Origin of the sequence: Streptomyces sp. 184, assembly GCF_045781775.1 — a bacterium.
Classification (GTDB): domain Bacteria; phylum Actinomycetota; class Actinomycetes; order Streptomycetales; family Streptomycetaceae; genus Streptomyces.
Genome location: NZ_CP123230.1, coordinates 2,117,118 through 2,140,622, shown reverse-complemented (window position 1 = coordinate 2,140,622; position 23,505 = coordinate 2,117,118). Strand labels below are relative to the sequence as shown.

19 protein-coding genes are annotated in these 23,505 nt (G+C 75.4%); 4 read left to right on the top strand and 15 right to left on the bottom strand.

Annotated elements, in window-relative coordinates:
• Nucleotides 1-19: 19 nt before the first annotated feature.
• The 10 genes from QBL21_RS09260 to rimP form a co-directional block, all read right to left on the bottom strand.
• Nucleotides 20-529 (bottom strand): hypothetical protein, encoded by a 510-nt coding sequence (locus tag QBL21_RS09260; RefSeq protein WP_407561542.1) that lies wholly within the window; start codon nucleotides 527-529, stop codon nucleotides 20-22.
• Nucleotides 530-611: 82 nt separating this feature from the next.
• Nucleotides 612-1,556 carry a bifunctional riboflavin kinase/FAD synthetase gene (locus tag QBL21_RS09255; protein ID WP_407561541.1) on the bottom strand — a complete coding sequence of 315 codons (945 nt, stop codon included), beginning with the start codon at nucleotides 1,554-1,556 and terminating at the stop codon, nucleotides 612-614.
• 202 nt (nucleotides 1,557-1,758) lie between these two features.
• Complete coding sequence (locus QBL21_RS09250) at nucleotides 1,759-5,901, bottom strand: serine protease (RefSeq protein ID WP_407561540.1); 4,143 nt, start codon at nucleotides 5,899-5,901, stop codon at nucleotides 1,759-1,761.
• A gap of 183 nt (nucleotides 5,902-6,084) precedes the next feature.
• On the bottom strand, nucleotides 6,085-6,987 hold the full coding sequence (gene truB / locus QBL21_RS09245) for a tRNA pseudouridine(55) synthase TruB (protein ID WP_407561539.1): 903 nt from the start codon (nucleotides 6,985-6,987) through the stop codon (nucleotides 6,085-6,087).
• Complete coding sequence (gene rbfA / locus QBL21_RS09240; protein WP_407561538.1) at nucleotides 6,984-7,529, bottom strand: 30S ribosome-binding factor RbfA; 546 nt, start codon at nucleotides 7,527-7,529, stop codon at nucleotides 6,984-6,986. Before rbfA ends, truB begins: the two co-directional genes overlap by 4 nt.
• Before the next feature lie 25 nt (nucleotides 7,530-7,554).
• Nucleotides 7,555-7,851 (bottom strand): DUF503 domain-containing protein, encoded by a 297-nt coding sequence (locus QBL21_RS09235; RefSeq protein WP_407561537.1) that lies wholly within the window; start codon nucleotides 7,849-7,851, stop codon nucleotides 7,555-7,557.
• Nucleotides 7,852-7,950: 99 nt separating this feature from the next.
• The gene (gene infB / locus QBL21_RS09230; protein ID WP_407561536.1) at nucleotides 7,951-11,016 is read right to left on the bottom strand and encodes a translation initiation factor IF-2; all 3,066 of its coding nucleotides are present in this window, start codon (nucleotides 11,014-11,016) and stop codon (nucleotides 7,951-7,953) included.
• Nucleotides 11,017-11,097: 81 nt separating this feature from the next.
• The gene (locus tag QBL21_RS09225) at nucleotides 11,098-11,463 is read right to left on the bottom strand and encodes a YlxR family protein (protein WP_407566360.1); all 366 of its coding nucleotides are present in this window, start codon (nucleotides 11,461-11,463) and stop codon (nucleotides 11,098-11,100) included.
• Between the two features lie 144 nt (nucleotides 11,464-11,607).
• On the bottom strand, nucleotides 11,608-12,594 hold the full coding sequence (gene nusA / locus QBL21_RS09220) for a transcription termination factor NusA (protein ID WP_407561535.1): 987 nt from the start codon (nucleotides 12,592-12,594) through the stop codon (nucleotides 11,608-11,610).
• A gap of 2 nt (nucleotides 12,595-12,596) precedes the next feature.
• On the bottom strand, nucleotides 12,597-13,097 hold the full coding sequence (rimP, locus tag QBL21_RS09215) for a ribosome maturation factor RimP (RefSeq protein ID WP_407561534.1): 501 nt from the start codon (nucleotides 13,095-13,097) through the stop codon (nucleotides 12,597-12,599).
• Nucleotides 13,098-13,233: 136 nt separating this feature from the next.
• Between rimP and QBL21_RS09210 the strand changes: the two genes are divergently transcribed.
• From QBL21_RS09210 to QBL21_RS09195, 4 genes are all read left to right on the top strand, one after another.
• Complete coding sequence (locus QBL21_RS09210; RefSeq protein WP_407566359.1) at nucleotides 13,234-13,755, top strand: hypothetical protein; 522 nt, start codon at nucleotides 13,234-13,236, stop codon at nucleotides 13,753-13,755.
• 79 nt (nucleotides 13,756-13,834) lie between these two features.
• Complete coding sequence (locus QBL21_RS09205; RefSeq protein WP_407561533.1) at nucleotides 13,835-14,314, top strand: DUF4439 domain-containing protein; 480 nt, start codon at nucleotides 13,835-13,837, stop codon at nucleotides 14,312-14,314.
• A 90-nt stretch (nucleotides 14,315-14,404) separates the two neighbouring features.
• On the top strand, nucleotides 14,405-15,325 hold the full coding sequence (locus QBL21_RS09200; RefSeq protein WP_407561532.1) for an aminoglycoside phosphotransferase family protein: 921 nt from the start codon (nucleotides 14,405-14,407) through the stop codon (nucleotides 15,323-15,325).
• Nucleotides 15,326-15,416: 91 nt separating this feature from the next.
• The gene (locus tag QBL21_RS09195; RefSeq protein ID WP_407561531.1) at nucleotides 15,417-17,378 is read left to right on the top strand and encodes a penicillin-binding transpeptidase domain-containing protein; all 1,962 of its coding nucleotides are present in this window, start codon (nucleotides 15,417-15,419) and stop codon (nucleotides 17,376-17,378) included.
• Here QBL21_RS09195 and QBL21_RS09190 read toward each other — a convergent pair.
• The 5 genes from QBL21_RS09190 to QBL21_RS09170 form a co-directional block, all read right to left on the bottom strand.
• Nucleotides 17,375-19,093: a proline--tRNA ligase gene (locus QBL21_RS09190; RefSeq protein ID WP_407561530.1), complete on the bottom strand. Its 1,719-nt coding sequence runs from the start codon at nucleotides 19,091-19,093 to the stop codon at nucleotides 17,375-17,377. The genes QBL21_RS09195 and QBL21_RS09190 overlap by 4 nt on opposite strands.
• 81 nt (nucleotides 19,094-19,174) lie before the next feature.
• On the bottom strand, nucleotides 19,175-19,708 hold the full coding sequence (locus tag QBL21_RS09185; protein WP_407561529.1) for a GNAT family N-acetyltransferase: 534 nt from the start codon (nucleotides 19,706-19,708) through the stop codon (nucleotides 19,175-19,177).
• A 142-nt stretch (nucleotides 19,709-19,850) separates the two neighbouring features.
• Complete coding sequence (locus QBL21_RS09180) at nucleotides 19,851-20,696, bottom strand: GNAT family N-acetyltransferase (RefSeq protein ID WP_407561528.1); 846 nt, start codon at nucleotides 20,694-20,696, stop codon at nucleotides 19,851-19,853.
• A gap of 62 nt (nucleotides 20,697-20,758) precedes the next feature.
• Nucleotides 20,759-21,913 (bottom strand): flavodoxin-dependent (E)-4-hydroxy-3-methylbut-2-enyl-diphosphate synthase, encoded by a 1,155-nt coding sequence (ispG, locus tag QBL21_RS09175; RefSeq protein ID WP_407561527.1) that lies wholly within the window; start codon nucleotides 21,911-21,913, stop codon nucleotides 20,759-20,761.
• Between the two features lie 253 nt (nucleotides 21,914-22,166).
• A complete protein-coding gene (locus QBL21_RS09170; RefSeq protein ID WP_407561526.1) occupies nucleotides 22,167-23,483 on the bottom strand; it encodes a M50 family metallopeptidase in 1,317 nt (438 codons plus the stop codon).
• Nucleotides 23,484-23,505 lie beyond the last annotated feature (22 nt).

The following is a 23,505-nucleotide window of genomic DNA, read 5'->3' as shown; positions in this document are numbered from 1 at the left end:
GGGAGGCGAGGGGCCGGATTCAGTCGCAGCCGACGCCGTCGCCGTCCCGGTCGAGGTCGTGCGGGTCGCTGTCGCCCACCCACACGGGGCCCGGAAGATCCGGGCAGTCGACGTCGGGGCCGGGCGGCGGGCCGTCCGGGTAGCCGGAGGTGTTGCCGCCGTCCCCGGCGGGGTCCGAGTTCGGGTCGAAGCCGGAGTCGGCGCCGCTGTCCGGGGGCGGATCGGCGGTGACGGTCTCGGTCTCGGTCACTTCGACCTCGACGGTCCTGGTCTTGGTGACGGTCGGCGCGGGCTCCGGCGGCGCGGTGACGGTCTCGGTGGATTCAGCGGTGGCCGTGACCGTCGGCGCCGCACCCGCGGCGTCCGATCCGCCGGCGCCGTTGCCGACCGCGGCCCCGACACCGAAGACGGCGAGGACGCCGGCCGCGACGACGGCCGTCCGGATCCCGCGGTCCCGCGTCGCCGGGCCCGGGGGCGGGGCGGCTGGGTAGGGGCCGTCAGGCTGGTTCGCATATGGTGAATTGCTCATGATCCCCCCTGCAAACATGTACAGGCGGGGACAGTAGCGGCGTTCTACGCGCGTCGGGCAGGGGCCGGACGGCCCCTTGCCCTCACCGGCCGGTGGTCAGTTCGCGGCAGGTGTCGACGTCGCGGCGCATCTGGGACTTCAGGTCCTCGACCGTGTCGAAGCGCTCCTGGCCGCGGACGAAGGCGAGGAAGTCGACGGCCACGTGCAGCCCGTACAGGTCGAGGTCGTCGCGGTCGAGCGCGTACGCCTCGACCGTCCGCTCCGTGCCGTCGAACTGCGGGTTCGTGCCCACCGAGATCGCCGCCGGCATCCGCTCGCCCGCGGCGTCCAGCCAGCCCGCGTAGACCCCGTCCGCGGCGATCGCGGTGTGCGGCAGGGTCTCCAGGTTGGCGGTCGGGAAGCCCAGCTCCCGGCCGCGCTGCGCGCCCCGTACGACGACGCCCTCGACCCGGTGCGGCCGGCCCAGGACCTCCGCGGCCCCCGCGACGTCGCCCTCGGCGATCAGCCGGCGGGCGAGCGTGGAGGAGAACGGCTCGCCGTCGCCCGCGGCGCCGCTGACCTGGAGGTCGACGATGTCCACCGTGTAGTCGTACGTCTCGCCGAGCGAGGCGAGGAACGCGACGTCCCCGGCGGCCCTGTGGCCGAAGCGGAAGTTCGGCCCCTCCACGACCACCTGCGCGTGCAGCTTGTCGACCAGCACCTTGACCACGAAGTCCGCCGGCGACAGCTTCGAGAACTCCGCGGTGAACGGCAGGATCAGCAGCGCGTCCACGCCGAGGTCCGCCATCAGCTCCGCCCGCCGGTGGTGGGCGGCCAGCAGCGGGGGGTGGCTGCCGGGCCGGATGACCTCCATGGGGTGCGGGTCGAAGGTCACGACGACGGACTGCACGCCCAGCTCCCGGGCCCGCTCCACCGTCCGGCCGATGATGAGCTGGTGGCCGCGGTGCACGCCGTCGAACGAGCCGATGGTGACGACGCTGCGCCCCCACCCCTCGGGGATGTCCTCCAAGCCACGCCAGCGCTGCACTGTGCCCGCTCCTCGGTCCGCGTTGTCCGTGCCTGCCCGGTGCAGGGTTGTGGAACACAAGACTGCCATGCTCGCGGCCCGGTGCAGGACCCGGGCGGCGCTCCGGCCCGGCGGGACGGCCGGTTTCGCGCCGCGGCGCGCGCTCGGGTACGGCCCGGTGCGTACCGGCTCCGCGGTCCGCGGAACGCGCGCGCCCGCCTGCTCAGGACGCGCGCCGCGGGTGCGACGTGCCCACGGCGAGCTGCGCGCTCGGCCCCAGCAGCACCGCCCAGCCGTCCGGGTCCGCCGCCAGCCACCCGCGCAGTTGCTCCCCGAACGCGGGCAGCTCGCCGGCCAGCGCCACCAGCCGCCGGTCGAACACGGCCGCCCCCTCGGGCGTACGGGACAGCAGCGTCCCGATGTGCTGGACGAGGTCCCGCGTGCGGCACTCCGCGCGCCGGGCCGCGGTGCGGCCGACCGCGGCGAGCAGGGCGTCGAGCACGGCGGGTTCGCGCTCGCGGTCCAGCAGTACGGACAGCAACTCGCGGCGCAGCGCGCGGGAGGTGCGGGTGCCCGGCTCGGCGACGACGGCGGCCAGCGCGCGGCGTACCACCGGCGAGTGGGCGGTGAGCAGTTCCACGGCGAGCGGGAAGAGTACGGCGCGGTCGCCCTGCCCGTGCTCCAGCCGCCGGTCGACGAAGTCGGCGGCGGCCACGGCGCCTTCGGGGTGGTGGTCGACGTACTCGCGGACGAGGTCCGCGGCGCCGCGCGCCACCGCGGGGGCCGAGGCGCGTGCCCGGGCGAGGGTGCGCAGCACGTCGGCGGCGCCGCTGCCGGGGCGGTGGAGGCGGTCCCGGAAGGCGTCGAGTACGGGGCCCGGGTGGGTGGCGAGGGCGGGGGCGAGGTCGGCGGGGGCGAGGTGCGGGTCGTCGGCGTCGAGGAGCGACAGGGCGCGGTGGAGGTGTGCGGCGCGGCTGTCGGGGTCGCGGAGGAGGACGGCGAGGGCGGGGCCGTGGAGGGTGTCGTCGTCGGGCCGGGCGAGCAGGGCCTCGGCGGCGTGGCGGAGCAGCGCGCGGTCGGCGGCGCCGCGGGCGTGCCGGGCGGTCGCGGGCGCGTACGTGGCGGCGGCGGCCCGCCGCTCCGCGCGGGGGTCGCGCGCCCAGCGGTCCACGGCGCGGCACAGCGCGGACGGCTCGTCCTCGGCGAGCGCGGCGAGGAGTTCGCCGGCACGCGGGTGGGCGGCGGCGACGAGGGCGTCGGTGAGGTCGTCGACGGCGCGGGTGCGGTGGGTGTACAGGAGCGCCTGGGCGGCGTCGGCGACGGTGGCGCCCTCGGCGGGCAGCTCGCGTGCGTCGTCGAACCAGCCGACGAGCAGCGGCTGCACGGTGTCCGGGTCGGCGTGGAGCAGTTCCCCCGCGGCGGTCAGGTACGCGGACGGGCGGCCGGTGTCGGCGGGCACGAGGACGCGCAGCAGGTCGAGGCGGTCGGCGAGCGGGAGGGGGAGCCGGGTGCAGAACGAGGGGCCGAAGGGGGCGAGCACGTCGGGGAGTTGTGCGGTGCCGCCGAAGCGGGCGGCGTGGCCGGTGACGCGGGCGGCGAGGCGCCGGAGCACCTGCCGGTACGGGCGGGCGTCGGGCACCCGCAGCAGGGTCTCGGCCAGCAGGTGGGCGCCCCACCAGCCGCCGTCTGCGGGCGCTGCGGCCCCGTCCGCGCCGGGCGCGCGGCGTGGCTCGGGGAACGAGGAGCGGCGGGTGGCCGCGGCGTCGGCGGCGGCCAGCAGGTCCGTCAGCCGGTGGCCCAGCTCCGTACGCCCGTGGCGGCGCTCCAGCAGGAGCAGCGCCTCGACGCACGCCCCGATCCGGTGCGGCGGCACCGGCAGCGCGCGGCGCCCGGCGCCGCCGTCGGCGGAGGACGGCAGGTCGCCGGGGCGCCAGCGGTCGGAGGTCCGGTGGACGAGTACGGCGAGGGCGGCGTCGACGTCGAGGTGCGCACCCTGGAGCCAGTCGGCGAACGCCTCGTGCGCGAAGCGGTAGCCGGCGCCCGCGGGCACCAGCAGCCCTTCGGCGAGCACCGCGGAGGCCCACCCGGTGAGGCCGGCGAGGGGGTCCGGCACCCGCCAGGGGAACAGCTCCTCGAAGGCGGCCCGCTCCAACTCCCCCTGCCCGGGCCCCAGGCACCGCCGCGCCGCCTCGTGCGCCTGCCCGGCCACGTACGCCGCGAGCCGCCCGACGGCGGCCCCCCGCGGCCCGCCGGGGCCCGCCCCTTGTGCGAGCCGCCGGGCGATGCGCAGGCAGACGAGCGCGAGATACCCCTCGAACACCTCCCACCGCCGCGGCCCGCAGCCCTCGCCGGCCGCGGCCCTTGGGCCCGCACCCGGCGCCTTCGCCCCGGCCGGCGCGGGATCCCGTACGGCGGCGCCCCCCACCGAGGCCGGGGAGCCCTTACCGACGCCCCACGTCTCCACCCCGACCGCGCCCGGCACCGGCACCGGCACCGGCACCGGCACCGGCACCGCGGAGTCCAAGCCACCGCCCCCGCCCGACAGCTCCGCGCCGGACGGCCCGGGACCCCGTACCGCGGCACCGCCCACGCCACCCGCAGAACCCGGTCCGGCGCCCCGCGTCTCCATCCCGACCCCGCCCGGCACCGGCACCACCGCATGCGAGCCTCCGCCCCCGCCCGGCGGCTCCACCCCGGCCCGTAGCGAATCCTGCGCCCGCCCGGCCCCGCCCGGCGCACACGCGCCCTCCCCCGCCCCGCCGGCCCGCGGCAGTGCCGCGCGGACCTCCGCCAGCAGGCGGAGCGTGAGCGGGTGGCGGGCGTCGGCGGGGTGGAGTGCGGTGGCGGGGATGCCGTAGCGGGTACGGGCCGCTTCCGCCTCCGCCGGGGTGAAGTCGCCCAGCGGCACGCACGGCGGCAGCGTGCCCGGCCCCGACCGCCCCGCGTGCAGCGTCCCCGCCGGGAACAGCGCGCCGGCCCGCTCCCAGTACTCCGGCCGGCACGCCAGCACCAGCCGTACGCCGTGCGCGCCCAGCCACCGCGCCGTGTGCGCCGTCCAGTCCCCCAGCGCGTGCGCCAGCACCGGCGGCATCTCCTCCGGGGCGTCGAGCACGACGAGCAACGGCCGCCCGGCGACGTGCGCTTGCGCGGCCACCGCCTCCGGGGTGGCCGTCGCCGGGTCGCCCGCGCAGCCCGCGCCGCCCGCGGCGGCGGCCACCACCCGGGCGGCGTCGCCGAGCGCCCGGGCCACGGCGTCGCGTACGCCGGCGTCCGCGACCTTCAGGTCCGCGCCCCGCAGGCACACCGACGGCGCGGCGTCCGGGCCGGCCGCGCGACGGGCGGCGAGGCGGGCGAGTTCGGTGGACCGTCCGGTGCCGGGGTCGCCGACGAGCGCGAGGACGTGCGCGGTGCCGCCGAGGAACCGCCCGAACTCCGCCGCCACCGCCGGCCGTTCGACGGGCTCCGCCCACACCCCGCCCCGCACTCCCGCCGGACCCCGGGGAGCCGGGCCACCCCCGCACCCCGCGGCCCCGCCCACGGCAGCGGCAGCGGCACGGCCGCCGGCTCCCGCCCCGCCAACCGCGGCAGCCCCCACCTCCGCGACTCCCCCCGCGCACCCGCCGGCCCCGGCCGCCGCCGCACCCTCCGCAACCGCGACTCCCCCGGCCCCGAACCCACCGAGCCCCGCCGCCCCCAGCTCCAGCGCCCCCGCCAGGTTCAGGTCCCGCCCGTACGCCGCCACCTGCGCCCCGCCCCGGTCCAGCGCCGCCGACAGCGTCCCCGCCGCGTCGTCCGCCGCCCCGCGCAACGGCACCGCGTGGGACACCCCGCCGCGGTCCGCGTGCAGCGCGGTGCCGACCACCGCGACCACCGCCCCGCTCGCCGCGTCCAGCACCGGCGCGCCGCTCGCCTCACCGCCCGCGAGCAGCGACTCGTGCGGGGCCAGGGCGAGTTGCAGCACGCCCTCGACGAGGTGGTAGCGGTCGGTCGCCGTGTACGTGGCCGTGGCCGCGGCCACCACCCGCCCCGGCACCCGCGCCCGCGGCAGCGCGACGGCCACCTCCGTGCCGTCGTCGGGCACCGCGGCGGCGAGCGGGAACGGCCGGGCGCCGGCCAGCCCCCGGGCCCGTACGACCGCGAGGTCCGCGCCCGGCAGCGACGTGACGTCCGCGGACTCGATCAGCCACGTGTGCGTGCCGCCGGGGGCGTGCAGCACCAGCCGGGCGAGGCCGTCGACGGCCTCGTGGCTGGTGAGCACGGTGCCCGCGGCGTCCACGAGAAATCCGGTGCCCCGCGGCCGGCCGGCGAGGTCGCGGATGCGCACGACGGTGCCGGGAGCGCGCGGCGGCGGCGATGAATGCGGCAACGACCAGCCTCCCCGGGTGGGCCCCAGGGCATGGCTTGCCACCGGCTGATCACGGGAAACGAGGAATGGCACGATGCGCCCCCCGGGGCACCCGTTCGGCGCAATAGCGACGCAGGGCGGCCGGGGCCGGGGCCGGGGCAGCCGCGGACGGCCGTCACGTACCCCCGGGTGCGGCAACTCCCGCTAGACGAACACCGCCAGCGCCTTCGCGCGCCCCTCGGCCGGCTCCACCAGCGCCAGGAAGCGCCCGTCCGGCCCGAACACCGCGTTCGGCCCCTCCGCCAGCTCCGCCGGCACCGCCACCCGCACCCCGTGCGACAGCAGCCGCGCCTGCTCGGCGTCCACATCCCAGCGCGGGAAGGCCGCCGCCGCGGCGTCGCCGATCGGCAGCACGTCGAGCCGCTCCTCCAACTGCACCAGCGTCCGCGCGCCGTCCAGCCCGTACGGGCCGACGCGGGTGCGGCGCAGCGCGGTGAGGTGGCCGCCGACGCCGAGGCCGGCGCCGAGGTCGCGGGCCAGGGCGCGGATGTACGTGCCCGAGGAGCACTCCACCGTCACGTCCAGGTCCGTCACGCACGTGCCGTCCGCGGCCGTCGCCGCCCGCACGTCGTGCAGCACGAACGTGCTGACGGTCACCGGCCGGGCCGGCAGCTCCACGGCCTCGCCGTCGAGCACCCGCTTGTACGACCGCTTGCCGTCCACCTTGATGGCGCTGACCGCGGACGGCACCTGCATGATGTCGCCGGTCAGCCCGGCGATGCCGGCGTCGACCGCGCCGGGCGGCAGGTCACCGGCGTCGGCGGCGGCCGTGACGTCGCCCTCGGCGTCGTCGGTGACCGTCGTCTGGCCGAGCCGGATCGTGGCCCGGTACTCCTTGTCGGTGAGCGCGAGATGGCCGAGCAGCCGGGTCGCCTTCTCCACGCCGACGACGAGCACGCCCGTCGCCATCGGGTCCAGCGTCCCGGCGTGGCCCACGCGCCGGGTACGGGCCAGCCGGCGCAGCCGGCCGACCACGTCGTGCGAGGTCAGCCCGGCCGGCTTGTCGACGATGACAAGGCCGTCCGGGCCGGTCGACTTCCCGCTCATGCCCCCGCCGGGCCCCCGTCCGCGTCGCCGCGCGCCGCGCCGGAGTCCGCCGAGGCGTCGCCGGGGCCCGACTCGCCGTCGCCGGTGCCCGGTTCGCCGTCGTCGTCCGCGTCGTCCTCGTCCCGCTCCCGCCGGTACGGGTCCGCCCCGGCCGCGTACTCCGCGCCCGCGGCGACGCTGCGCACCTGCTCGTCCTGGAGCCGGGCGCGCTCCAGGACGTCGTCGATGTTCTTGGCGTTGTCGGGCAGCGCGTCCGGCACGAACGCGAGCGTGGGCGTGAACTTCACCCCGGCCGCGGCGCCGACCGCCGAGCGCAGCACGCCCTTGGCGCTCTCCAGCCCCTTCGCCGCCTGCTCCCGCTCCTCGTCGTCGCCGTACACCGTGTAGAAGACGGTCGCCTCCCGCAGGTCGCCGGTGACGCGCGTGTCGGTGATGGTCACCCGGGAGCCGAGCCGCGGGTCCTTGATGCCCCGCTGGAGCTTCTCGGCCACGACCTCACGGATGAGGTCCGCCAAGCGCTTCGCCCGTGCGTTGTCGGCCACTGGTCCGTCTCCTTGCCCACTTGTTCTACTCGTCGTCTTCGTGGTGGATCCGCCGGCGTACGGCCAGCAGTTCCACCTCCGGCCGGGCGGCGAGCATCCGCTCGCACCGGTCCAGCACATCGGTGAGGTGTCCGGTGTCCCCGGAGACCGTCGCCAGACCGATCACGGTCCGGCGGTGCAGATCCTGGTGTCCGACCTCCGCGGCGGTCACCGCGTACTTGCGGATCAGCTCCGCGACGATCGGGCGGACGACGGAGCGCTTCTCCTTCAGCGACCGTACGTCGCCGAGGAGGAAGTCGCAGGAAAGCGTCCCTACGTACACGTGTGTCCGGATCACCCGCCGGTACGGGATATACGGGATGGAGGGGCGGCGGGGGGCGGCCCTTCGTGAAGGGCCGCCCCCTGCCGACGGTGCTGCGGATCAGCCGCGCGGCTTCTCGCGCATCTCGTACGTCGCGATGACGTCGTCCACCTTGATGTCGTTGTAGTTTCCGAGGTTGATACCGCCCTCGAAGCCTTCACGGATCTCGGTGACGTCGTCCTTGAAGCGACGCAGGCCCTCGATGTTGAGGTTCTCCGCGACCACCTTGCCGTCGCGGATGACCCGGGCCTTGGTGTTGCGCTTGACCTCGCCGGAGCGGATGAGCACACCGGCGATGTTGCCCAGCTTGGAGGAGCGGAAGACCTCGCGGATCTCGGCGGTGCCGAGCTCCACCTCCTCGTACTCCGGCTTGAGCATGCCCTTCAGCGCGGCCTCGATCTCCTCGATGACCTGGTAGATCACCGAGTAGTACCGGACGTCGACGCCCTCGCGCTCGGCCATCTGCGTCGCCCGGCCCTCGGCGCGGACGTTGAAGCCGATGACGATCGCGTCCGAGCCCGTGGCCAGGTCGATGTCGGTCTCGGTGACCGCACCCACGCCGCGGTGCAGCACGCGCAGGTCGACCTCTTCACCGACGTCGAGCTGCATGAGCGAGGACTCCAGCGCCTCGACGGAACCCGCCGCGTCGCCCTTGATGATGAGGTTGAGCTGCTGCACCTCGCCGGCCTTGAGCACCTTGTCCAGGTCCTCCAGCGACACCCGGCGGGTGCGCTTGGCGAAGGCGGCGTTGCGCTCGCGCGCGGCGCGCTTCTCGGCGATCTGGCGGGCCGTACGGTCCTCCTCGACCACCAGGAAGTTGTCCCCGGCGCCGGGGACGCTGGTCAGACCGAGCACCTGGGCGGGGGTCGAAGGACCGACCTCGTCCAGGGGGTTGCCCAGGTCGTCGAGCATGGCGCGCACGCGGCCGTAGGCGTCGCCCACGACCATCGTGTCGCCGACGCGCAGCGTGCCGCGCTGGACCAGCACGGTCGCCAGGGCGCCGCGACCGCGGTCGAGGTGGGCCTCGATCGCGATGCCCTCGGCGTCCTGCCTCGGGTTCGCGCGCAGGTCCAGACTGGCGTCCGCGGTGAGGACGACGGCCTCCAGCAGGTTCTCGATGTGCAGGCCCTGCTTGGCGGAGATGTCGACGAACATCGTCTCGCCGCCGAACTCCTCGGCCACCAGCCCGTACTCGGTGAGCTGGCCGCGCACCTTCGTCGGGTCCGAACCCTCGACGTCGATCTTGTTGACCGCGACGACGATCGGCACGTCGGCCGCCTTGGCGTGGTTCAGCGCCTCGACCGTCTGCGGCATCACGCCGTCGTTGGCCGCGACCACGAGGATCGCGATGTCGGTCGCCTTCGCACCGCGGGCACGCATGGCGGTGAACGCCTCGTGGCCCGGGGTGTCGATGAAGGTGATCCGGCGCTCCTCGCCGTTGACGTCGGTCGCCACCTGGTACGCGCCGATGTGCTGGGTGATACCGCCGGCCTCGCCCTCCAGGACGTTGGTCTTGCGGATCGCGTCCAGCAGGCGCGTCTTGCCGTGGTCGACGTGACCCATGACGGTGACCACCGGGGGCCGCGCCACGAGCGCTTCCTCGCCGCCCTCGTCCTCGCCGAACTCGATGTCGAAGGACTCGAGCAGCTCGCGGTCCTCCTCCTCCGGGCTGACGACCTGGACGGTGTAGTTCATCTCCTCGCCCAGGAGGTGCAGCGTCTCGTCGGAGACGGACTGCGTCGCGGTGACCATCTCGCCCAGGTTGAACATCACCTGGACCAGGGACGCCGGGTTGGCGTTGATCTTCTCCGCGAAGTCGGTGAGCGACGCGCCGCGGGAGAGACGGACCGTCTCGCCCTTGCCGCGCGGAAGCATCACGCCGCCGATGGACGGCGCCTGCATCTGCTCGTACTCCTGGCGGCGCTGCCGCTTCGACTTGCGACCGCGGCGCGCGGGACCGCCGGGGCGGCCGAAGGCGCCCTGCGTGCCGCCGCGGCCACCGGGACCGCCGGGACGACCGCCGAAGCCGGGACGGCCACCGCCGCCACCGCCGCCGGGACGGCCGGCGAAGCCGCCGCCACCGCCGCCGCCACCGGGACGACCGCCGAAGCCGCCGCCACCGCCGGGACGACCGCCGCCGCCACCGCCGCCGCCCGGACGACCGCCGGGACCGCCGCCGCCGGGACGGCCACCGCCGCCACCGCCGGGACGACCGCCGGCCGGGGCGCCGGGGCGCCCGCCGGGGGCGGGCCGCTGCGGCATCATGCCGGGGTTCGGGCGCGGGCCGCCGGGACGGGCGCCGCCGCCCTGGCCGCCCTGCGGCCGGGGCATGCCGCCCGGGGTGGGCCGGGAGCCGCCCGGCGCCTGCGGGCGCGGGCCGCCGCCGCTCTGGGCGCCCTGGCCGCCGCCGGGGCGGGGGGCCTGCGGGCGCGGGGCCTGCGGCCGGGCCATGCCGGTGGAGCCACTGGACGTGAAGGGGTTGTTACCCGGGCGCGGGCCCGCCGGCCGGCCGCCGGGGCGCGGGCCGGGCGCGCCGGGGCGCGCACCGCCGGGACGGCCACCGCCGCCGCCGGTCTGGCCACCGCTCTGACCGCCACCCTGACCACCGCTCTGACCGCCGCCGCCACCCCGTGCGGGGGCGGGCGGACGCGGACCCGGCTTCACGCCGGGCTTCGGGGCACCGCCGCGGTCGGCGGCGGGGGGCGCGGTGAACTCCGGCGCCTCGGGCGCCGGGGCCGACGCCTTCTGCGCCGGCGGGGTCGGGCCCGGAGCCGGACGCGGCGCCGGGGTGGGGGCGGGCCTGCCTGCGTCGGCACCGGGGCGCGGCGCGGGCTTGCGCTCCGCGGCCTGCTCGGGCTGGACGGGGGCGGGCTTCGCCGCGGGTGCGCCGGGCACGCCGGGCTTGACGGCGGCCTGCTTCTTCGGCGCTGCGGGCTTGCCGGCGGGCTTGGCCGCAGCCGAACCGTTGCCGGACTGGAATGCGTCAGTCAGTTTGCGTACGACCGGCGCCTCGATGGTCGAGGACGCCGAGCGGACGAATTCGCCAAGTTCTTGGAGCTTGGCCATGACGACCTTGCTCTCGACTCCGAACTCCTTGGCGAGTTCGTATACCCGGACCTTAGCCACTTCGCTCCTTCTGGTCCGGGGGTGTCCGCCGGACCGTCGCTACTTCTGCATGGGCGTACTCATCGCGTACTCATCGAGTGCTCATCGCAATCTCGACCCACTTCCGACTCGCGAGGTACCTGGCTGCGCGGGGTTCCGCGCTGCGCTCGTGTTCTTCGTGCTCATGTCTGCCTCCACGGCCTGCTCCACGAACCTGTCCACGTCCGCGGTGCCGAGCGGGCCCCGGGCCCGCAGGGCCCGGACGAACGCCCGGCGGCGGACCGCCAGGTCGAGGCATGCCTTGACGGGGTGCAGATACGCGCCCCGGCCGGGCAGCGTACCGCGGGGATCGGGGACGCACGCGCCCCCGGCCTCCACCACACGCAGCAGATCGCCTTTGGTCGCACGCACCCGGCACCCCACGCAGGTGCGCTCGGGGCAGCCCCGGGCGCGCGTCCGGCCAGACACGCTCAAGTCTACCTCCACGGCCGACGGGCACCCGCTTCGGGGTGGCAATCGAACGGCTGTTTTTGCCCAGGGCAACGCGCAGCCCACGGCGGCCACGACCATACGTGATCTACGACCGGCGGGGCGACCGGGTTTTCGCCCGGCTCAGTCCGCCGGCTGCTCGGTGTCCGGGCGGATGTCGATGCGCCAGCCGGTCAGCCGCGCCGCCAGCCGCGCGTTCTGGCCTTCCTTGCCGATCGCCAGCGAGAGCTGGTAGTCCGGCACCGTCACCCGCGCCGAGCGGGCCGCCAGGTCCACGATGTCGACCTTGGTCACCCGCGCCGGGGAGAGCGCGTTGGCGACGAGGTCGCCCGGCTCGTCGGACCAGTCGACGATGTCGATCTTCTCGCCGCCCAGCTCGGCCATCACGTTGCGCACCCGTCCGCCCATCGGGCCGATGCAGGCGCCCTTCGCGTTCAGTCCGGAGCGCGTGGAGCGCACGGCGATCTTCGTGCGGTGCCCGGCCTCGCGGGCGATGGCCGCGATCTCCACCGAGCCGTCGGCGATCTCCGGGACCTCCAGCGCGAAGAGCTTCCTCACGAGGTTCGGATGTGTGCGCGACAGGGTCACGGACGGGCCGCGTACGCCCTTGGTCACCCGCACCACGTACGTACGCAGCCGGGTGCCGTGCTTGTACTCCTCGCCCGGCACCTGCTCCTGCACCGGCAGGATGGCCTCCAGCCGGCCGATGTCGACCAGCACGTTGTTCGGGTCCTTGCCCTGCTGGACGACGCCGGTGACGATGTCGCCCTCGCGGCCCGCGTACTCGCCGAAGGTGATCTCCTCCTCGGCGTCCCGCAGCCGCTGGAGGATGACCTGCTTCGCGGTGGTGGCGGCGATACGGCCGAAACCCGACGGGGTGTCGTCGAACTCCCGGGCCTCGCCGCCCTCCGGCACGTCGTCCGGGTCCTCCTTGGCCCACACCGTGACGTGCCCGGTCTCCCGGTCCAGCTCCACGCGGGCCTGCTGGCGGCTGCCCTCGGTGCGGTGGTACGCGATGAGAAGGGCCGACTCGATGGCCTCGACCAGCAGGTCGAAGGAGATCTCCTTCTCCCGCACCAAGCCGCGCAGGGCGCTCATGTCGATGTCCACGGCTACGAGCCCTCCTCGTCCTTCGTCACCTTGCGGTTGAACTCGATCTCGACCCGGGCCGCGGCGATCTCGCCGAAGTCCAGCCGCCGGGAGGTGGGTTTGCGGCCCTTCACCCCCGGCACCTCAAGGTCCACCCCCGCGTCGTCCGCCGCGGTGATCCGTCCCACGACCTCGCCGCCCTCCCGTAGCTGCACCTTGATCAAACGGTCCGCTGCACGACGGTAGTGGCGCGGCAGGGTCAGCGGGCGGTCGGCACCCGGAGACGTGACTTCCAGCACGTACGGGCGGTCGCCCATGGCGTCGGTCGCGTCCAGCTCCGCCGCGACGCGCCGGCTCAACTCCGCGCAGGTGTCGAGCCCGACGCCGCCGTCGGCATCGACCACGACCCGCAGGACACGCCGCTTGCCCGCCGGGGTGAGCGCGATCTCCTCCAGATCGAGGTCGCGTTCCTTGACGAGCGGCTCCAGCAGATCCCGCAGCCTCTCGTTCTGGGTGGTGCTCATCCGGGTGACTCCTCGGCCGCGTGTGCTGTTGTGTGACGTCACGTGTCCGGTCAAAGCGTATCCGCTCCACGACCCGTGCGTTGCCCACCGGTACGCTCGGCTCGTGCGGATCAAGGGACTCCCGGCGAGAAGGACCGTGCTGGCCGGTGCCGCCGTGCTGGCGGCGACAGGCACCACCGCAGGCTGTTCCGGAGACGGCGGCGGCGACGGGGACTCCGACCCCGCGCGCAGCGAACGGCTCCGGCGCCGGGCCGCGGACGAGTCACGCCTCCTGCTGGGCCGCTACGACGCGACGACCGCGGCGCACCCCGGCCTGGCCACGACGCTCGACCCGCTGCGCGCCGAGGTGGCGCGGCACGTGGCCGCCCTGGCCCGCGGCCTGCCCGCGGACGCCCGCGCCGCGTCCCCGGCCACCGGGGCGGACGGCCCGGGCGACCGCGCCGACGCCGCTCCCCCGCCGCCGAAGCAGCAGCGCGGCGGGCAGCCGGTGCCCGCGGACCCGGCCAAGGCGGTCGCGGAGCTGGCCGCCGCCGAGAAGCACACCGCCGACGCCCACACCACCGCCCTGGCCACCGCCCCGGGGGAGTTCGCCGGCCTGCTGGCCTCGGTCGCCGCGGCGGGCGCGGCCCACGTCTACCTCCTCGGGGCCACGGCGTGAGCGCTACGGGCCACCGCCCCCGGCGCCGCGCCGGCCACCGGCCGGCGGCCCGCACCCGTCCCGCAGCCCAGGAGGCACCGTGAGCGAACCGTCCGACGAGGCCCGCGCCGCGGCGCAGCGCGCGCTGGCCGCCGAGCACGCCGCCGTCTACGGCTACGGCGTCGTCGGCGCCCGTGCCCGCGGCGGCCGTGCCGCGGAGGCGCGCGCCGGGTACGACGCCCACCGCGCCCGCCGCGACGCCCTCAGCCGCGTCGTCCGCGACCTCGGCGACCCGCCGCAGCCCGCCGCCGCCGCGTACGCGCTGCCGTTCGCGGTGCCGGACGAGGCCGCCGCCGTGCGGCTGGCGACCGAACTGGAGGACCGGATCGCGGGCAGCTACGCCGACCTCGTGCGGGCCGCCGACGGCGATCTGCGCCGCGACGCGGCGGCCGCGCTGCGCGAGGCGGCGGTCCGGGCGGCGCGCTGGCGCGGGGGGAGCGTAGCCTTCCCTGGGCTGGCCGAACGCACGCCCGACACCGCACCCGCGGGCCGGCAGGACGGCGCCGGCCGCCAGGACTGACCCGCCCGCCCCGGCCCGAACCGGCCATCGCGGCCCGACCCAGCCACCCCGACCCCAGCCACCCCGACCCGGCAAGAGGACACCGCCCGTATGGCAACTGCACCGCAGTACCGGCTGGAGCCGCCGGAGCGCCTGCTGCGCCATGTCCGGGCCCACGGCGATCCGGGCCACGACTGGCTCGCGGGGCTGTCCGCGCTGGTGGACGGCCTGCTGCGGCGCTGGTCGCTGACCGCGGAGCGGGTGCACGCGCCAGGCGGCCGGACCAGCGTCCTCGTCCTCGTACGGCAGGAGGACGGCACTCCGGCCGCGCTCAAGGTCGCGTACGAGCCGGAGCGCATCGCGGCCGAACAGCGCGCGCTGGAGCACTGGAACGGCGTCGGCGCCGTGCGGCTGCTGCGCGCCGACACGGCTTCGGGGGCACTGCTGCTCGAACGGCTCCAGGCGGACGTCAGCCTCCGCTCGCTGGCGGAGGCCAAGGCCCAACTGGAGGCGGCGGCGACGCTCCAGCGGCTGTGGACCGCGCCGCCCGCCGGCCACGCGCTGCCGACGGTCGAGGACCACACCGGGCGGCTCGCGGAGCGGCTGCGCGAGCTGCGCGCCGAGCCGTACGCGGAGCTGGTCGACGCGGCGCTGGAGCGCCGCGAGGCGCTGCTCGGCGACCGGGCGGCGGCCGGGCCCGACGTGCTGCTGCACGGCGACTACCACCAGGGGCACGTACTGTCCGCCGAGCGGATGCCGTGGCTCGCGGTGGGGCCGCGCCCGCTGGTGGGCGAGCGGGCGTACGACCTTGCCTGGCCGGCCCGGGACCGCGTCGACACGCTCGTGGCCGCGCCGGGTGCGGCGGCGGCGACGCGGCGGCGGCTGACGAAGCTGGCGGACTCCCTGGAGGTGGACCGCGACCGGCTGCGGGACTGGACGCTCTTCCGCTGCGTCGCGACCGGCGTGACGGCCCTGGCAGGCGGCGACCGCAACGGCGGCGAACTCCATCTGGAGTACGCGGGCTGGCTCTGAGCGCGCACCGCGGCGCCCGCCGCCGACCGCCGTCCGCGGGCGGCCCGTTGGCGTCCACGGCCCCGCCGGTGCGACGGCCTAGGATGCCCGCATGGATCTGGCTCCGCCCTCGCGCGTACGGTCCCAGTGGGCACTGGTCGCCGGGGCGGTCGTGGTCGCCGCCGGGGTGCTGGCCGGGAGCATCGCGTACGTGATGGGCGACGACGACGCCGGCGACGCGCAGGAGGGGGTGCGGGCGTACGTGGCCGCCTGGGCGCGCGGCGCCCACGAAAAGGCCGCGAGCCACACCGACCGGCCCCGGGCCGCCGCCGACCTGCTGGACTCCGTACACCGCGGGCTGGACCCGCGGGACGTGCTCGTGTCCCTGGAGGACGCCGAGAAGGGCGAGGACGGCACCTACACCGTGCCGTTCTCCGTGCGCCTGCGGCTGCCCGGCTTCGGCACCTGGGAGTACGAGACCCGCGCGGTGGCCCTGCCCCCGGACCCGGACGGCGGCAACGGCGACGGCGACGGCGACGGCGCTGGGGGCGGGGACAGCGGCAAGGGCGGGGACTCTGCGGCGGAGAGCGGGCGCGACGACGGCTGGCGGGTGCGCTGGGAGCCCCGGCTCGTCCACCCCGCGCTGCGCCCGCACCAGACCCTCGTCACCACCACGCAGCGCGCCGGGCGCGCCCCGATACTCGCCGCCGACGGCTCCGAACTGGCCGGCGACGCCAAGGTGTGGGCCGTCTCCGTCTGGCCCGCGAAGCTGTCCGACCCCGACCGCGCGTACGCCGCCCTCGCCGACCCCGCGCTCGGCGCGGACCTCGACATCCGGGCGCTGAAGAAGCGCGTCGCCGCCGCGGAGCCCGACGAGTCCGTGCCGGTGGTGACCCTGCGCGACGAGGTCTACCGGCAGCACCGCGACCGGCTGCTGGCCGTCCCGGGGCTCCAGTTCGTCGACTCCGTGCAGCCCGTCGCGCATCTGGCCCGCTCCCTGGTCGGGGCCGTCTCACCGGACACCGGCAGGGGCGCCTCCGCGCTCCAGGCGCGCTACGACAAGCGGCTGTTCGCGGCGCCCGGCGGCGAGGTCGTGATCGCCGACCGGGCCACGGGCGCGCCGGTGCGCACCCTGGCGCGCAAGAAGCCGGGCGCGGGCAAGCCGGTGCGCACGACGATCGACCCCGGCGTGCAGCGCGCCGCGGAGGAGGCGCTCGGCGGGCTCGGCAAGAGCGCGTCGATCGTCGCGATCGACCCCCGTACGGGCCGGGTGCTGGCCGTCGCCGACAGCCCGGACTCCGGCGAGAGCCGCGCGCTGACCGGCCGCTTCCCGCCCGGCTCCACGTTCAAGACGGTCACCGCCGCCGCGCTCCTCGACGGCGGCCTGGCCGCCCGGGACCGCGTGGCCTGCCCGGCGGCGGCGAACGTGGCGGGGCAGCGCTTCGAGAACCAGGGCGAGTTCGACCTGCCGCCCGGCACCACCTTCGCCGAGGCGTTCGCGCAGTCCTGCAACACCGCCTTCGTCGGCCTGCGCGACGAACTGGACGAGCGGACCCTGACGGACACGGCCCGCGCCTTCGGCATCGGCGGCACCTGGCAGGTCGGCACGACCACCTTCGACGGCAGCGTGCCGGCCGCCGACGGCGACAACGACAAGGCGGCGGCGATGATCGGGCAGGGCCGGGTGGAGGCGAGCCCGCTGGTGATGGCGTCGGTGGCGGCGACGGTCAAGGACGGCCGGTTCCGGCAGCCGGTGCTGGTGCCGGACGCGGTGGACAAGCCGTACCGGGCGCCGGAGACGCTCGACAGGCACACCTACGAGCAGTTGCGCTCGCTGATGCGCGGCGTGGTCACCGACGGCTCGGGCTCGGCGCTCGCCGGTCTCCCGGGCCTGCCGCACGCCAAGACGGGCACCGCCGAGTTCGGCACGGAGAGCCCGCCGCGCACCCACGCCTGGATGATCGGCTACCTGGAGGGCGCCGACCTCGCCTTCAGCGTGCTCGTCGAGGACGGGGGCTCCGGCGGCAAGGATGCGGGTCCGGTCGCCGCCGACTTCCTGCGCGCCGCGGGCTAGCCCACCGCCGCCGTCAGCCGCGCCAGCGCCTCGTCCACCGGCAGTTCCTCGCGCTCCCCGCTGCGGCGGTCCTTCAGCTCCACCACGCCGTCGCCCGCGCGGCGCCCCGCGACCAGGATCTGCGGCACCCCGATCAGCTCGGCGTCGGTGAACTTCACGCCCGGCGACACCGAGGCCCGGTCGTCCACCAGCACCCGCACGCCCGCCGCGCCCAGCTTCTCCGCCAGCTCCAGGGCCAGCTCCGTCTGCTTGGCCTTGCCCGCCGCGACGATGTGCACGTCCGCCGGGGCCACCTCGCGCGGCCAGCACAGGCCCAGCTCGTCGTGCGTCTGCTCGGCGAGCGCGGCGACGGCCCGGGAGACCCCGATCCCGTACGAACCCATGGTCACCCGGACCGGCTTGCCGTTCTGGCCGAGGACGTCCAGCTCGAAGGCGTCGGCGTACTTGCGGCCGAGCTGGAAGATGTGGCCGATCTCGATGGCCCGGTCCAGCTCGATGCCGGTGCCGCAGCGCGGGCAGGGGTCGCCGGGCTCGACGACGACCACGTCCAGGTACCGGTCGACCTCGAAGTCGCGGCCGCAGACCACGTTGCGCGCGTGCGAGTCGGGCTTGTTGGAGCCGGTCACCCACGAGGTGCCGGGGGCGACGCGGGGGTCCGCCAGGTAGCGGAACGCCTTGCCGGCCATGCCCTGCGGGCCGACGTACCCGCGCACGAGGTCGGGGCGGCCGGCGAAGTCCTCGGCGGTGACGACCTCGACCTCGGCCGGTGCCAGTTGCTCGGCGAGCTTGCCGAGGTCCACCTCGCGGTCGCCGGGCACGCCGACGGCGGTGATCTCGCCGTCGATCTTCACCAGCAGGTTCTTCAGCGTCGCGGAGGCGGGGACGCCCAGGTGCGCGGCGAGGGTCTCGATCGTCGGGGTGCCGGGGGTGTCCAGCTCCTCGACCGGCGGGTGCCCGTCGAGCGGGGCGGGCGCCACCGTCGTCGTCAGCGCCTCGGTGTTCGCCGCGAAGCCGCAGGAGGGGCACTGCACGTAGGTGTCCTCGCCCGCCGCGGCCGGCGCGAGGAACTCCTCGCTGGCCGAGCCGCCCATGGCGCCGGAGACGGCGGAGACGATGCGGTAGTCGAAGCCGAGCCGGTCGAAGATCCGCTGGTACGCCTCGCGGTGCAGCCCGTAGGAGGCGGCGAGGCCGTCGTCGGAGGTGTCGAAGGAGTACGAGTCCTTCATGTGGAACTCGCGGCCGCGCAGCACGCCCGAGCGCGGCCGGGCCTCGTCCCGGTACTTGATCTGGATCTGGTAGAGGATCACGGGCATGTCCTTGTAGGACGAGCACTGGTCCTTGACCACCTGGGCGAACAGCTCCTCGTGCGTGGGACCGAGCACGTAGTCGACGCCCTTGCGGTCCCGGAGCGCGAACAGCAGGTCGCCGTACTCCTCGGCGCGGCCCGTCACCTCGTACAACTCGCGGGGCAGCAGGGCGGGGAGCAGCACCTCCTGGCCGCCGATCCCGTCCATCTCCTCGCGGACGACCCGCGCCACGTTCTCCAGGACCCGCTTGCCGAGCGGCAGCCACGTCCACACCCCGGCGGACGAGCGGCGGACGTAGCCCGCGCGGACGAGCAGCTTGTGGCTCGCGGTCTCGGCGTCGGCGGGGTCGTCGCGCAGCGTCTTGAGCATCATCCGGGACATGCGCTGAACGTGGCTGTGCTGGCTCATGCCCCGGACTCTAGCGCCGGACGCGCGCCCGCCGGAAATTCGTCCGCCGAAGCTGTGGACAACTCGCCGGTTGTGGACAACTCAGCGCAGCAGCGGCAGCTCGGCACCCATCACCACGTACGGGCTGGGGGCGCCGGGGAAGACCACGCGGCCGGCCAGGTCGCGGTAGCCGAGCTGCCGGTACAGGTGGCGCGCAGGGCTCTCCGCGTCGATCGCGGAGAGCAGGCTCCTGGGCTCCGCGGCGGTGTCGGTGATCCGGGTGATCAGCTCGCGGCCGATGCCGCGCTGCTGGAAGGCGGGGTGCACGTGCAGTTCGGTGATGACGAAGGTGTCGTCGAGCCAGCGGTCCTCGCCGACGGCGCGCAGGTACGGCTGGACGACCGTGGACCACCAGTAGACGCGGTTGTTCGGCATGCCGTAGACGAAGCCGGCGAGCCGGCCGGTGGCGGTGGTGGCGCCGAGCGCGCGGGCACCGGAGTTGGTGAGGTGCCGCAACACGACATGGCGGCGGACGGCGATCTCGTCGTCGGTGAGCCCGAAGGCGACGGCCTGTACGGCAAGCGCGTCGTCCACGCGGGCGGCGAGGTCGAGAGGGCCGACGACGACGTCATCCATGGCTGCGCACCCTACCGTGCGCTCGCGGGCCGTCCGCCCACCCCCGGGGCAATGCCCTCCGGGCGGGGCCGGAACGGCGCGCGCACGACGCCCGTACGGGCCCCGCGCCCTCCGCGGACCGGCCCGCGAACCGCCGCGCGCCTCAGAACAGCACGCTCATGAAGGCCCCGACCTCGCGGAAGCCCACCCTGCGGTACGCCGCCCGGGCGACGGTGTTGAAGTCGTTCACGTACAGGCTGACCACCGGCGCCACCTCGCGCAGCGCGTACTGGAGGACGGCCGCCAGGCCCGTCTCCGACAGCCCCCGCCCGCGGTGCTCGGGGGCCACCCACACGCCCTGGACCTGGCACGCGTGCGACGTCGCCGCGCCGATCTCCGCCTTGAAGACGACCTCGCCGTTCTCCACCCGCGCGAAGGACCGCCCGCCGCCGACCAGTTCGGCGACCCGCGCCTGGTACAGCAGCCCGCCGTCCCCGGCGAGCGGCGAGATGCCGACCTCCTCGGTGAACATCGCCACGCACGCGGGCATGATCAGGTCCATCTCGTCCTTGCGGATCCGGCGGACCAGCGGGTCGGGCGCCACGTCGGCGGGCACCGAGCTGGTGATCATCAGCGGCTGCCGGGCGCGCACCTCGCGCGCGGGGCCCCAGGCGGGCTCCAGCAGGGACCACAGCTCGGCGGTGGCCCCGGCGGGGCCGACGATGGAGGAGCAGCGCCGCCCGGCGCGCCGGGCGCGCTCGGCGAAGCCGCGTACGGCCTCGGGGGTGGCGCAGACGGGCACGAGGTTGGCACCGGCGTAGCAGAGGGACTCCAGCCGCCCGTCCGCGTACCAGCCCCACAGCTCACCGCCGAGCCGCCAGGGGTCGAGCCCTGCCACGGCGACACGGGAGGCGACGAACGCGTTGGCGACCGGTTCGCGGTCGAGCACGGCGCGAGCGGCGTCGAGTTCCGCGGGTTCGAGCAGCCGTGTGGTGGTGGTCGTCAACACAGCGGCACTGTACCCGTGCGCGCGTCCGCCCGCTTCCTGTGGGTACGCGCCGTGCCCGGCGGTCAGCCGACGGTGACCTCCGGCTCGCCGGCGGCGCGGCCGTCCGCCTCCATCCGCTCGGCGATCTTCATCGCCTCCTCGATCAGCGTCTCGACGATCTTCGACTCGGGGACGGTCTTGATGACCTCTCCCTTGACGAAGATCTGGCCCTTGCCGTTGCCGGAGGCGACCCCGAGGTCGGCCTCGCGGGCCTCGCCCGGGCCGTTGACGACGCAGCCCATGACGGCGACGCGCAGCGGCACCTCCATGCCGTCCAGGCCGGCGGTGACCTCGTCGGCCAGCTTGTAGACGTCGACCTGGGCCCGGCCGCAGGAGGGGCAGGAGACGATCTCCAGCCGGCGCTCGCGCAGGCCGAGGGACTCCAGGATCTGGATGCCGACCTTGACCTCCTCCACCGGCGGCGCGGAGAGGGAGACGCGGATGGTGTCGCCGATGCCCTCGCCGAGCAGCGCGCCGAAGGCGACGGCGGACTTGATGGTGCCCTGGAAGGCGGGCCCGGCCTCGGTGACGCCGAGGTGCAGCGGGTAGTCGCAGCGGGCGGCGAGCTGCCGGTAGGCGTTGACCATGACGACCGGGTCGTTGTGCTTCACCGAGATCTTGATGTCCGTGAAGCCGTGCTCCTCGAAGAGCGAGCACTCCCACAGCGCGGACTCGACCAGCGCCTCCGGGGTGGCCTTGCCGTACTTCGCGAGCAGCCGCCGGTCGAGCGAGCCGGCGTTGACCCCGATACGGATCGGGGTGCCGGCGGCGGAGGCGGCCCGGGCGATCTGCTTGACCTGGTCGTCGAACTTCTTGATGTTGCCGGGGTTCACCCGGACCGCGGCGCAGCCGGCGTCGATCGCGGCGTAGACGTACTTCGGCTGGAAGTGGATGTCGGCGATGACGGGGATCTGCGACTTCTTGGCGATCACGGGAAGCGCGTCGGCGTCGTCCTGCGTGGGGCAGGCCACCCGGACGATCTGGCAGCCGGAGGCGGTCAGCTCGGCGATCTGCTGGAGGGTGGCGCCGATGTCGGAGGTGCGGGTGGTGGTCATCGACTGGACGGAGACCGGCGCCTCGCCGCCGACGGCGACGGACCCGACCTGAAGCGTGCGACTCGCCCTGCGCTCGGCCATCTTCAGCGGAACGGACGGCATTCCCAGCGAAACGGCAGTCATCTGGCGGCAACCCCTGTTGTACGGACCATGGCCCCCGGCGGAAGAGGGCCCGGCTACCGAGATTACGGCACCTGGACGCCGCCCCGCGGCCGGTGCCGGGGTGGTCACCGGAAGTGTCGGTAAACCGGCACCGTACGTTTACCGCGCGGTGCGCCGGATCGCCGCCGGCGGCCCCGGCGCGCGGCCGTGGGCGGCGGGGCGGGCGGCGGGCGGGCGCGTACGCCGTGGCCCGCGCCCCGCTCCGCCGCCTCGCTCAGCCCGTGAGCTTCACCGGGTTCACCACGTCCGCGACGAGCACCAGCAGCGTGAAGCAGATGAACACCCCGGCGACCACGTACGCCACCGGCATCAGCTTCGCCACGTCGAACGGCCCCGGGTCGGGCCGCCGGAAGACCCGCGCGAACGCGCGCCGCACCGACTCCCACAGCGCCCCCGCGATGTGCCCGCCGTCCAGCGGCAGCAGCGGCAGCATGTTGAACAGGAACAGCGACAGGTTGAAGCCCGCCACCAGCAGCAGCATCGACGCCACCCGCTGCTCCGGCGGGATGTCGAGGTTCAGCACCTCGCCGCCCACCCGGGCCGCGCCGACGACGCCGACCGGCGAGTCCTCCTTGCGCTCCTCGCCCTGGAACGCCGCGTCCCACAGGTCGGGGATCTTCGTCGGCAGCGCGATGAGCGCGTCGAAGCCGTTGACCACCATGTCGCCCATGCGGTCCACGGACTGGCCGAAGTCCTGCCGGACCACGCCGCTGGCGGGCGTGAAGCCGAGGAAGCCGGCCTTGACGTACTCGCCGTCGACGTAGCCGCCGTCGCCGTCGCTCTTGCTCACCGTGTTCTCGGTGAGCGTGGGGTGCAGGTCGACGCGCTTGCCGTCGCGCTCGACGGTGACGGTGGCCGGGCCGATGGTGTCGCGGATGCTGGTCTGGAGCGTCTCCCAGTCGTCGATCGGGCGGCCGTTGAACGCCACGATCTCGTCGCCGCGCTTCAGCCCCGCCGCCTTCGCCGGCGCGGCGGGGTCGCCCTGCTCGCACTTGCGGTCCGGGTTCTGGGCGACCGCCTCGGCCTTGATCACGCAGTCGGAGACCGAGCCGACGGTGGTGGTCTGGGTGGCGATGCCGAACGTCATCATCACGCCGACGAACACCACGACGGCCAGCACCAGGTTCATGAACGGCCCGGCGAACATCACGATGACCCGCTTCCACGGGGCCCGCGTGTAGAACAGCCGGTTCTCGTCGCCGGGCTTCAGCTCCTCGTACGCCGCCGCCCGCGCGTCCTCGATCATGCCGCGGAACGGCGAGGTGGAGCGCTGCTGCACCCGCCCGTCCTCGCCGGGCGGGAACATCCCGATCATGCGGATGTAGCCGCCGAGCGGGATCCACTTGATGCCGTACTCCGTCTCGCCCTTCTTGCGGGACCACATCGTCGGGCCGAAGCCGACCATGTACTGCGGGACGCGGATGCCGAACATCTTGGCCGTGCTGAGGTGACCCAGTTCGTGCCAGGCGATGGAGACGAGGAGCCCGAGGGCGAAGACGACGATGCCGAGAATCGTCATGAGTGTCGTCATGGGCGCACCTTCGTCATCAGTT